The sequence below is a fragment of the Methylorubrum populi genome (genome assembly GCF_002355515.1).
Taxonomy (GTDB): Bacteria; Pseudomonadota; Alphaproteobacteria; order Rhizobiales; family Beijerinckiaceae; genus Methylobacterium; species Methylobacterium populi_A.
This window is the reverse complement of the sequence record NZ_AP014809.1, coordinates 2,790,005-2,800,728: the sequence shown is the minus strand read 5'-3', so window position 1 is coordinate 2,800,728 and position 10,724 is coordinate 2,790,005. Positions and strand designations below refer to the sequence as shown.

The 10,724-nt window shown below is 66.4% G+C and carries 15 protein-coding genes; all 15 read left to right on the top strand.

Translation table 11 applies throughout. The features are described 5' to 3' along the window. Positions 1 to 35: 35 nt before the first annotated feature. The 15 genes from MPPM_RS12730 to MPPM_RS12665 all read left to right on the top strand — a co-directional run bounded on the left by MPPM_RS12730 (position 36) and on the right by MPPM_RS12665 (position 10,722). Positions 36 to 302 carry a hypothetical protein gene (locus tag MPPM_RS12730; protein ID WP_096485383.1) on the top strand — a complete coding sequence of 89 codons (267 nt, stop codon included), beginning with the start codon at positions 36 to 38 and terminating at the stop codon, positions 300 to 302. Between the two features lie 10 nt (positions 303 to 312). Next, positions 313 to 519, top strand: coding sequence for a hypothetical protein (locus tag MPPM_RS12725; RefSeq protein WP_096485382.1), 207 nt, complete (start codon positions 313 to 315; stop codon positions 517 to 519). 8 nt (positions 520 to 527) lie between these two features. Then, on the top strand, positions 528 to 725 hold the full coding sequence (locus tag MPPM_RS12720) for a hypothetical protein (RefSeq protein WP_157914178.1): 198 nt from the start codon (positions 528 to 530) through the stop codon (positions 723 to 725). Positions 726 to 735: 10 nt separating this feature from the next. Further along, positions 736 to 1,179: a Ros/MucR family transcriptional regulator gene (locus tag MPPM_RS12715; RefSeq protein WP_280176355.1), complete on the top strand. Its 444-nt coding sequence runs from the start codon at positions 736 to 738 to the stop codon at positions 1,177 to 1,179. 18 nt (positions 1,180 to 1,197) lie between these two features. Further along, the gene (locus MPPM_RS12710; RefSeq protein ID WP_096485380.1) at positions 1,198 to 1,587 is read left to right on the top strand and encodes a hypothetical protein; all 390 of its coding nucleotides are present in this window, start codon (positions 1,198 to 1,200) and stop codon (positions 1,585 to 1,587) included. 215 nt (positions 1,588 to 1,802) lie between these two features. Further along, complete coding sequence (locus MPPM_RS28895) at positions 1,803 to 2,672, top strand: hypothetical protein (RefSeq protein WP_244573552.1); 870 nt, start codon at positions 1,803 to 1,805, stop codon at positions 2,670 to 2,672. A 259-nt stretch (positions 2,673 to 2,931) separates the two neighbouring features. After that, positions 2,932 to 3,555, top strand: coding sequence for a hypothetical protein (locus MPPM_RS28695; RefSeq protein ID WP_197705075.1), 624 nt, complete (start codon positions 2,932 to 2,934; stop codon positions 3,553 to 3,555). A gap of 83 nt (positions 3,556 to 3,638) precedes the next feature. Further along, positions 3,639 to 4,001: a PadR family transcriptional regulator gene (locus tag MPPM_RS12695; RefSeq protein ID WP_096485379.1), complete on the top strand. Its 363-nt coding sequence runs from the start codon at positions 3,639 to 3,641 to the stop codon at positions 3,999 to 4,001. A gap of 668 nt (positions 4,002 to 4,669) precedes the next feature. Continuing rightward, positions 4,670 to 4,921 (top strand): hypothetical protein, encoded by a 252-nt coding sequence (locus MPPM_RS12690; RefSeq protein ID WP_096485378.1) that lies wholly within the window; start codon positions 4,670 to 4,672, stop codon positions 4,919 to 4,921. Positions 4,922 to 5,065: 144 nt separating this feature from the next. Next, positions 5,066 to 6,013 (top strand): site-specific integrase, encoded by a 948-nt coding sequence (locus tag MPPM_RS12685; RefSeq protein ID WP_244573551.1) that lies wholly within the window; start codon positions 5,066 to 5,068, stop codon positions 6,011 to 6,013. Then, complete coding sequence (locus MPPM_RS12680) at positions 6,010 to 6,222, top strand: hypothetical protein (RefSeq protein ID WP_096485377.1); 213 nt, start codon at positions 6,010 to 6,012, stop codon at positions 6,220 to 6,222. The genes MPPM_RS12685 and MPPM_RS12680 overlap by 4 nt, the downstream gene beginning before the upstream one ends. A gap of 227 nt (positions 6,223 to 6,449) precedes the next feature. Continuing rightward, a complete protein-coding gene (locus MPPM_RS27985; RefSeq protein WP_157914177.1) occupies positions 6,450 to 6,776 on the top strand; it encodes a hypothetical protein in 327 nt (108 codons plus the stop codon). Positions 6,777 to 6,883: 107 nt separating this feature from the next. Beyond that, positions 6,884 to 7,168 (top strand): DUF5681 domain-containing protein, encoded by a 285-nt coding sequence (locus tag MPPM_RS12675; RefSeq protein ID WP_096485376.1) that lies wholly within the window; start codon positions 6,884 to 6,886, stop codon positions 7,166 to 7,168. Further along, the gene (locus MPPM_RS12670) at positions 7,158 to 8,414 is read left to right on the top strand and encodes a PBSX family phage terminase large subunit (protein ID WP_244573550.1); all 1,257 of its coding nucleotides are present in this window, start codon (positions 7,158 to 7,160) and stop codon (positions 8,412 to 8,414) included. Before MPPM_RS12675 ends, MPPM_RS12670 begins: the two co-directional genes overlap by 11 nt. Before the next feature lie 4 nt (positions 8,415 to 8,418). Beyond that, a complete protein-coding gene (locus tag MPPM_RS12665; RefSeq protein ID WP_096485375.1) occupies positions 8,419 to 10,722 on the top strand; it encodes a portal protein in 2,304 nt (767 codons plus the stop codon). Positions 10,723 to 10,724 lie beyond the last annotated feature (2 nt).

The following is a 10,724-nucleotide window of genomic DNA, read 5'->3' as shown; positions in this document are numbered from 1 at the left end:
CCAGAGCCCGCCGATCTGGCTGTGAGGAGAGCACCGTGAGCGACCTGACCGAGATGAAGCCGTTCTGGATGGTCTACGGGCTGGGCCAGCGCGGGCCGACCTTCCAGCACGAGACGGAAGCCTCCGCGCTGCGGGAGGCCGAGCGCCTCGCCGAGGTCAGCCCCGGCACGACCTTTGTGGTGCTGGAGGCCACCGAAGCGGTCCGCGTCCGCAGGTTCGACCGGTTCAGCCTGCGCACCGCTCCCTGCCCGCCTGGGACGCGCCTCGCGCGCGCCGAGGCCGGCGACGACATTCCGTTCTGAGGAGCGCCCCATGCCGAACTATCGCCTCCCCTGCCCGCGCTGCTCGGGCACCGGCACGGACACCCACGAGGACCGGCACGCCGAGACGCTCATGGACACCTGCCGCGAGTGCGGCGGGACGGGTCTGGTCGCGAGCGAGACGGGCGAGACCCGCGCCGGCTCGTTCGATCACCGCATCGGCCGCGCGCCGGGCGATCGTGCCGCGCCCTCGACGTGAGCCCGCCCGTGTCCGTCGTCCTGATCCTGTTCCTGTCCGGCGCCTCGCCCGCCGCCGACCATTCGGTGGCGGCCGAGTCGTTCACGACGATGCAGGCCTGCGAGGCGGCCGGCCGGAGGGAGCAGAGCCTCCGCCGCGGCCGGATCGTGCTGTGGGCGTGCGTGACGCGGGCGCCATCAGGCTCTATTCCGCCCGCTTCACCATGAGGAGTACATCGTGAGTAACGACACCAGCGAAGCCACTTATGCCCAGGCCGAACTCGCGGCCGAAATTGTGATGGCTTACGTCAGCAACAACGTCCTTCCAGCCAAGGACTTGCCGACGCTGATCGGGGAAGTACACGCCGCCCTCGCCGGCTTGGGCGGAACAGTCGCGCCCGCTGCTGCTGAACCAAAGGTCGAAAAGCCGACAGCCGCGGCGATCAAGAAGTCGATCACGCCCGACGCGCTGATCAGCTTCATCGACGGCAAGCCCTACAAGACGCTGAAGCGGCATCTCGGCATGCACGGGCTCGACGCCTATAGCTACCGCGCCCGCTACGGCCTGCCCTCGGACTACCCGATGACAGCGCCGAGCTACTCTGAGCGGCGGTCGGCGCTTGCAAAGGACCTTGGTCTCGGCCGTCTTGGTGGGCGCGCTCGGAAACAAGCGGCGGAGTGAGGGGCTCACCCGAGCCTGATGCTCGCTCCCCCGGAAGGACCAGCCCCGCCCCAGCGCTCTGCCAACCCGTGGACCCGCGCGGACGTCGAGCGCTGGCTGAAGGCTGCCTTCCGGGCCATGCCCTCGACGCCGATCTACGCCCCGCGCGGCAACACGCTCCAGGCGGCGGCCGGCGACGTGCCAGACGCGACCTTCGATATCGTCGCCTTCTCCGGCACCGTGCTTGGGGACAAGAGCGAGGATCGACAGGTCGTGCTTCTTTGGGCGCGGGCGATGGCCACGCAGGGCGAGGTCGGCGGATCGATCGCCGAGTTCTGCCGGCGCACTCGATGGTCTCGGGCCACCTTCGACCGGCGCCGCATCAAGGCCTGCGAGCGTATAGCCGCAGTGAAAAACCAAACAAGTTAGGAAGCTGTCGTATGGCAGGAGGGTGGCACGCGACCACTCCCCAGCTCGCTGCGGCGGCTGACTTCCTCGGAAGCCAAACGTCGATCGTCATGGATTAGGCCGCTTACGCACTACTAGTACCGCCTGAACCCGATGTTGGCAATTTTACTGATTGTGCAAGGCGAGCTTCAAATCGCGCAGGAGTACGATCTGATAACTTGCTCAGGGTGACTTTCATGCAGATCCGTACCACGATGGCGCTCACAGCGCTGCTGCTCACCTCTGTAGGCGCGGGAACAGCCGCTGCAGACCGATTGCGAACATACGAAGCGACTCTCGCTCGCTTGACGAACATCGCAGTGGGCTGCGTCGAACTTCAAGGTGTTGCGGCATGCAGGGGCGATATTAAGGATGTGCGCGACGTACTCTTAACACGCATGACGTCAGAGCAGGCAGAGACTTACATAAGAACACGTATCACCACAATTCCGACAGCCGCGGAGCCGAAAGGAAAGCCCTGCATCATTCCAGCCATGCTTAGCGACAGTGTTCAGGAAAAAATCAATGGCCAAATATTCAAGCTAAAATTGCAGGAAAATTTGATTGGAAAAGAATTCGCCGTCACCGAGCTGAATATTGATTTGAAGGGGACGGATTACAAATTTACTCCGGGAGATAAGGAGCGCGCAGAAAAGCTAGCGGCATCGCATGTAGAGGTCGCGGCCTGCTTCCCAAATTTCAAAACTCGAATGGAGATGTTGAAGGAGGAATACGATAGGCGTGTCAACGCATTATCGTCCCGTCCGGCCAGCGGCTCGGCTTTCCCATTCTTAGGCACTTACGGAGTGCCGGATGCGAAGTGGGATGGCTGCGCGGATGCTCGGCTTCAGCGCGAAGGTCATTACGTAACATTTAGCGCCAATAGCGTCTTTGCGCATGAGGCGAGTTGCAAGCTTGTGTCATGGCGCAAGGTTGGCCCAGAAATCTACGATGTAACAGAGATCTGCGGATCCTCCAAAAAGGAGATAGTTGAGCGCTTCAAAGTAAACCGCAAAAGTCTCTCCTACCGTGGCAAAGTTTACCGGCGCTGCGATCGACAAGTTTAATCTCTAGCCGTTTGTGATCATGTGCCTTCGTGCGCCGCAATCGCAGGTGCGAGCTAGCGGGCTTGCACCGCTATCTCGCTCCCCCTCTGCATGGAAGAGCCAGGGCTGCTGTCAAATTGGCTCGGCGGTCGGGGCGGCAAAATGCGACCTGAAGCAGTGACGCGCCGCAATTATTCCTCTTGACTGTGAGGAAGAGGACAATCGACCCATGATCTTGCCGAGCGCCCAGAACGGTCGCGCTCTACCCGAGGTCAGACTCGTGTCCGTCGCCGCTTCGTCTATCTCGATCTCCGCGACCAAGAAGAGCCGCCGCACGGCCTCCTCGCGGCGCCCCATGCCGCGCCTCGCCAGCGATCGCGAGATCGTCGTCGGCCGCGCCAACGTGCCCGACCCGTTCGAGCCGGGCTCATACCGCGAGGTCGCGATCAACCGCCGCGTCGACGTGCTGGCGCAGGAGCTTGCGGCCAAGCGCATCGAGCGCGCTGAGTTCGAGGTCGGCCGCATGGTCCAGGCGGTGTTCGAGCGCGGCTCCGGCGCCCGTCTCGGCTCCGGCGGCTGGAATGCCGGCGGCTCGCGGGATCAGACCATCGCGCACGAGCTGGCGATCATCTACGCGATCGACGACGCCGAGCGGGTCCGCAAGTTCACGGCCCGGCTGGAGCAGGCGATCGGCGGCGTGGGCGTCCGCTTCCTCCGCGCCATCCTCGCCGAGGGCCAGACATTTGCGGCCTATGCCGCGCGCACCGGCCGGGGCTCGGGCGACCGGGCGGCCACCGACGTGGCGAAGCGCTTCCGCTGGCTGCTGGAGTCCCTGACCGAGGAGCAGCACACCGCGACCGGGGCGGAGGGGCAGCACATCCGGGCTACGCGGGAGGCGAATTAAGCAGGCCGCCACCCCGCCAGCCCTTGCGCACGCGCTCTCGCCTTCCATATGTCTTCAAAATCAGAAGATATGGAGGGCTTGGAATGGCTCGCTCATCCAAAAGCATCAACGGAACCGACCAGCAGATCATGCTGGCGATCCTGCGCCTTCATCCGAATGGATACGGCATTTCGATCCGTGACGAGCTTGAGAGCCGCACGAAACAGAAGTGGTCGCTCGGATCGATCTACGCTGCCGTGGATCGGCTTGAGGAGAGAGGCTTTCTGAAATCTCGCGAAGGAGAACCTACCGCTGAGAGGGGCGGCAGACGGAAGATTTACTTCGAGCTGACCGGCATTGGCCGAGCTACACTTGATAGTTCTTTGTCCGCGCTGGATGCGTTGCGCGGATATACGGGTCTCGGAGCCTTGGCTCGTCGATTTGTGCTCGGAGGCTGTCATGACTAACCCGCCGATCGAGAAGTCTTTTCTACACAGATACGAAGTATCTTTCGCAGACGGTAGTAAAAGGTTCGCCAGTGTGAAGTCTAGCCTGGCACAGGTCGATGACAATATCCCGCAGGAACTCGCCGCTCACTGGGAGGAAATCTTTAGTCGCAAGTTTCGCTCTGCACGTTTGATCTCGTGCCGCGCTATCGTGCCGCCAAGCGAAACTACCAAGCTCCCCCGAACCTCCAAGGACGTCTCCGTAGTGCAAGGCGACCCGCCCGCCCTCGCGGAGTTCTTGTGCGCCTGCTTCGCTCCTAGGAAGCACCGCGACGGCATCCTTGGTGACCTTGCCACGGACTACCGCAAGCACCTGAATGAAGGGTCGGCGGCTCGGGCGAAACGCCTCTATTGGGGTGGAGTTCTCGCGACGATGTGGCCCTTGCTCCGGCGTTGGGTGGCCAGGGTCGCTTGGTCGAGCGTCGGCGCGTCGATCCTGAAGTGGTGGAGTTCTTGACACCCGACGGGTGAAACGTCAGAGATCACTACGTCGCGATACGCGCGCCCGGGGCCTCACCGCCGCCGGGCGTTTTGCTGTCCGCTCCCCTCCATCACATCGCGAACCGCCCACCGGTCAGAGCGTTGCCACGGCAGACGCGGGCGGACCCTTGTGTCATGATCGGCCCCCGATGAGCGCGCACGCCACCGCAACGGCGATCGAGCAGGAGGCCGAGGCCTTCTGCCGTCGGCGCTTCACCGACCAAGCCGATTACCTCGAGGCGAAGGACGCGCACTGCAAGCGGGTCCGCGCGCTGGTCCGGAAGCTCCGCGCCCAGATCGGCGTGCCGGAAAAGCTTTCGCTCGGCACCGGCCGGCGCACCTTCGGCGGGCGGTCGTTCGACGTGCAGCTTCGGATGCCGCGGGGCCGGAAGGCGGGCTGATCCGCTCTCCACTCTGCTTCCGCTAAGTTTTGTTGTCGGAAGTGATTTTGGCCCCGGATCAAAGCCCGGTCAAAACACCAAGTTGCCAGCCGGCTTTGATTTTCCGGCGGATTTGGCCTCAAAATCAAAACTGGATCAAAAGCCATGAACCTCCTGCCGGTGCCCGCCGCACCGGCGGAGGTCATGTCGCTCGACCGCGCGAAAGCCTACGCGGCGGAGGCGCGATCGGATCGGACCCGCAAGGCCTACGCCTCCGCCTTCGGGATGTTCGTGACATGGTGCCGGAGCGTCGGCGCCAATCCGGTGCCGGCCGAACCGCACGCAGTCGCGGCCTACGTCGCCCACCTCGCGGACACCGGCCGGAAGCCGGCGACCATCAACCTGCACGTCGCCGCGATCGCCGCGGTGCACCGGGCGGGCGGCTTCGATGTCCCGACCACCTCGGAGGCGGTGAAGGCCACGCAGCGCGGCGTCCGCCGGACGCTCGGTACGCGCCAGGTCCGCAAGGCGCCGGTCACGGCCGAGACCGTGAAGAAGGCGCTGCGCAAGATCCCGGACGACCTGTCCGGCGCGCGCGACCGGGCCCTGCTGCTGATCGGCTTCGCCGCGGCGCTCCGGCGCTCCGAGCTCGTGGCGCTCGACGTCGCCGACCTGGAGCGGGTGCCGGACGGCATCATTGTCCACGTCCGCCGCTCGAAGACGGACCAGGATGGCCAGGGCCAGGAGATCGCCGTTCCGCGCGGCGGCAAGCTCAAGCCCTGCGATGCCCTCGACGCGTGGCTCGCGGCGGCGAAGATCACCGCCGGCCCGGTGTTCCGCCCCGTCAACAAGGGCGGGCGGGTCGGCTCCGACCGGCTCACCGATCGCTCGGTGGCGGACATCGTGAAGCGCCACGTCGGCGCGGCCGGGTTCGATGCCACGCTGTTCTCGGGCCACTCGCTACGCGCCGGCTTCGTCACCTCGGCGCTCGCCGCCGGAGCCGACGTCCTCAAGGTCATGCACGTCACCCGGCACACCGCGGTGACGACGCTGCAGAAGTACGACCGGCGCGCCCGCGCCTTCGACGATCACGCCGGACGCAAGTTCCTATGACGGCTCGCCCCGCCTCCTCCTACGACGAGGCGGTCCGCCTAGGCCGCATCGACCCCGCGGCCTCGGCCTACGGCGCGCACCTCCGCCGCAAGGGTGTTCTCCGCCCACTGCCGGAGCCGGTCGCTCTGCTCGACACCACGCCCCGCGACGAGGCCAACGCCGTCCTGGCGGAGGTCGCGCGCGACGTTCTCACGAGGATCCGGCTGTGAAGTACATCGCCCTTCTGCGCCGACTCCTGGCGCCCGCGCCGACCCAGCTCGCCGCCGACGTGCCGCGGGTGATCCGCATCGGCCGCGTGCTCAGCAACGGGTGCGGTCGCTGATGGTCTACGCTGTCCGCTTCGGTGCTGGCACCGCCCGGCGCTATCCGCATACCGGGCTGATGCCACGCGAACCCACGGCTCAGGCGCGGCGTTGAGCACTGACAGGAGGCGTCGATGGCTGCACGAGACCGATCTGTCTGCGCTTTGCTGTTCGGCCTCCTCATGTCAGGCAGTGCATCTGCACAGGGTATGGCGCTCATCGAGCGGCAGGAACCTCAAACGCCCAACGTCGCAGGCGCAGCCGCCCAGGGCTTGGCGCTGATTGAGCGGCAGATGCCTGAACCGCCCCGCGCTGTAGATGACACGCCGGTCAAACGGCCATGGATGCTGACCGGCCGAGGAGCCGACCGCGATACCGGTGGCCGCCTGCCCAATCAGACGACGGGACCGAAGCGCGAGCGCGTGGTACATGACATCTGCATCGGATGCGGCGCCCGGTAGAGTCTGAGGCCGCCTTCAAGGTCGGCAGGGTTCTGGCGCCCCATTCCCGTCTTACGCCCAGCGAGCAGCGGACGGGCTGATGGCCCTCTGAGAACAAGGCCCTATCAATGGCTTTCCAACCTGGGCAGTCGGGCAACCCTGGCGGTCGCCCGAAGGCATCTGCGCGCGTCCGTGACGCGGCCCGCGAGCACACCGAGGCAGCCCTCGCGGTCCTCGTGCAGATCGCGACGGCCGGCGAGAGCGAGGCCGCCCGCGTGGCCGCCGCCAACGCCATCCTCGACCGCGGCTACGGCAAGCCGACCCAGCCCGTCGATGGTGACGGCGAGGGCGGCGCAATCCCGGTTGGTCTGACCGTGCAATTCATCCGGCCCGCTCCCTCCAATGGCAGTTGAGTTCCCGGAGCGGCTCGACTTCCTGTTCGAGCCCGCCCGCTACAAGGTCGCTTACGGTGGCCGCGGCGGCGCGAAGTCGTGGGGCTTCGGCCGCGCCCTCCTCATCATGGGCGCGCAACGTCCGATCCGCGTGCTCTGCGCCCGCGAGTTCCAGAACTCGATCGCGGAGTCGGCACACGCGCTGCTTGGGCAGCAAATCGACCTGCTCGGCCTCTCCGGCTTCTACCAGGTCCAGGAGAAGCGCATCCTTGGCGCCAACGGGACCGAGTTCATCTTCAAGGGGCTCCGGCACAACGTCGCCTCGGTGAAATCGACCGAGGGCATCGACGTGTGCTGGGTCGAGGAGGCGCGCACGGTCTCGAAAACCTCCTGGGATGTGCTGATCCCGACCATCCGCAAGGAGGGGTCCGAGATCTGGATCAGCTTCAACCCGGAGCTGGAGGAAGACGAGACCTACAAGCGGTTCGTGAAGAACCCGCCGACGGGCGCCAAGGTCGTGAAGATCGGCTGGCAGGACAATCCCTGGTTTCCCGACGTCCTGAAGCAGGAAGCGCTCGACCTGAAGGCGCGCGATCCTGCGGCCTACCTCACCGTCTGGGATGGCCACTGCAAGGTGGTGCTCGACGGCGCGATCTACGCCAACGAGATCATGGCCGCGACCGAGGCCAACCGCTTCACCCGCGTGCCCTATGACGGCACCAAGCCGGTGCACACGTTCTGGGATCTCGGCCGGGCCGATATGACCGCGATCTGGTTCGCGCAGGTCGTCGGCTTCGAGTTCAGGATCGTCGACTACTACCAGAACCGGGGGCACGCCCTCGGCCACTATCTGAAGCACCTCCAGGGCCGGCCCTACGTCTACGGCGACCACTGGCTCCCGCACGACGCGACCAACGAGCTGCTCGGCTCCGAGCGCACGATCGCGCAGCAGATGGAGGCGGCGGGCTTCAAGGTCCGCATCACGCCGAAGCTCGGCGTCGCCGAGGGCATCAACGCGGCTCGCACGCTGTTCTCGCGCTGCTGGTTCGATGCGGACGCCTGCTCCGACGGGCTCCAGTGCCTCCGAAACTACCGGTACGACGTGGACGCGAACACCGGACAATTCTCGAAGTACCCGCTGCACGATTGGGCCAGCCACGGCGCCGACGCCTTCCGCTACCTCGCGGTTGCGCTCCAGGAGCCGACGGCACCGCTCAAGATCGGCAGCGCGAACGGCCGTCGCCGCGGCGGCTGGATGGGTGCCTGACACGATGGGTCGTTTCACCGACATGCTGTCCAGGCGGCTCCGGAAGCCGTTCGCGAGCGAGGCTGATGCCGGCGCGAAGGACGGTGATCTCACCAAGGTCCACGCCACCGCGATGAAGCGGTGGGCGCGCGCCGACGCCGCCGACCGGGAGAACCGCGAGCGCGCCTACGAGGATCTCGAATTCCTCGAGCCCGGCGGCCAGTGGGAGACCCAGATCCGGCAGTTGCGCGAGAGTGCCGGCCGACCCTGCCTCGAGTTCGACCGCCTCGGCACCACGGTCGCCCAGATCACGGGTGACATCCGGCAGATGCGTCCGGCCATCAAGGTCGTGGCGATCGACGATCGCGGCGACAAGGACACGGCGGAGGTCATCGCCGGCATCATCCGGTATGTCGAGAACCGGTCCGACGCGGCGGCGATCTACTTCGCGGCGGCCGATCAGCAGGTGCCCTCGGGCGTCGGCCACTGGAAGGTCATCACCGAGTACGGCTCCGACTCCACCTTCGAGCAGGAGATCGCGGTCGCGCCCATCCCCGACGGCATCGGCGTGCGCTGGGATCCCGACGCAGTGAAGAAGACCCGCGAGGACGCGAAGTTCTGCTTCATCCCGGTCGACAAGGATCGCGCGGCCTACGAGGAGGAATATCCGGATCACCCCTGCGAGGAGATCGGCGGCGGGGACGCCTCGTTCACGGGCGCATCGGACTGGTCCACGCCCGACGTGGTGCGGCTCGCCGAGTACTACGTGAAGACCCCGGTGAAGAAACGGCTCGCCATGATGCCGGACGGCGAGGTCCGCGATCTGACGAATGCCGATCCCGAGGAGGTCGCCGAGGCCGAGGCCTTGGCCGCGCAGGGGCAGGCCCGGATCGAGGCCCGCGACGGGCACCGGATCGAGCGCTACCTCATCAACGCGCGCGAGGTGCTCGAAGGGCCCGTGCTGATCCCCGGCCGCTTCATCCCCGTGGTGCCGGTGTTCGGCGTCGAGCAGGTCATCGGCAAGAAGCGGACCCGGCGCGGAGTCGTGCGCAAGGCGAAGGACGCGCAGCGCGCCTACAACTATGCCCGCTCGACCCAGACGGAGGTGGTCGCGCTCCAGCCGAAGTCCCCCTTCGTCGGCACGGTGGAGCAGTTCAAGGGCTACGAGGACGTCTGGGCGACGGCCAACAGCGAGAACCACCCGTTCCTGCCGTACAATCACGACCCGAAGGCCGGCACCGCGATGCCGCAGCGGGTGCAGCCGCCGGTCGCCTCCTCCGGCCTCGCCGAGGTGAGCCGCGAGGCGGCCGAGGACATCAAGGGCGTCACCGGCATCTACGACGCCAGCCTCGGCGCACCCTCGAACGAGTCGAGCGGCAAAGCGATCCTGGCCCGCCAGCGCGAGGGCGACGTCGGATCGTTCGTCTACATCGAGAATTTCAACCGCTCGATCCGGCACACCGGCGCGATCATCAACTCGATGGTGCCACACGTCTACGACACGGCCCGCACGCTCCGCATCGTCGGCGAGGACGGCAAGGTCGACTTGGTGAAGCTGAACCAGCCGCAGGGACTCGCGGTCGATGGCGTGTCCCAGAGCATCAAGAACGACGTCACGGTCGGCGCCTACGACGTGTCGTTCGAGATGGGCGCCAGCTACACCACGAAGCAGCAGGCGGCCTCCGACGGCATCAACGCCTTCCTGCAGGCCGCACCGCAATCCGCGCCCCTCGTGCTCGACCTGCTGGCCAAGGCGCAGGATTGGCCGATGGCGGACAAGATCGCCAAGCGCATCCGCACCATGCTGCCGCCCCAGATCCAGGCGCAGGAGGCACAGGAGAGCGGTGAGGCCCCGCCGCCGCCCATGCCGCCCTCGCCGGAGCAGCAGGCGGCCATGGCGCAGCAGGAGCGCCAGCAGCAGATCGAAGCTGGTCGCCAGCAACTCGACATGGAGAAGCTGGCCGTGGAGCGCGAGAAGCTCCAGGCCGACGTGCTGAAGATCCAGGCGGAGATCGAGAAGGCGCAGATCGAAGCCGAGGCCCGTGTGATGGAGGCCAACCGTCCTCAGGTGCCGGGCATGGAGGGCGCGGCGCCCGCGGCCGACCCGCGCCTCGACGCGATCACCGCGGCCGTCGCGCAGCTCTCCGAGGTGGTCTCGATGATCATGGAGGAAATGTCGGCCGCAGCGCCGCTTCCGGAGCCGCCCCCTCCCGTCGAACCGGAGGGGCCGCCGATGGCCCTCCCCACCGACTTCATCGAGGCGCCTCCGGGCGCCTTTTCTTTTGACCCCGGCGCGCTGGGCCAGCCCGCGCCCGAGATGATGGGCTAGCC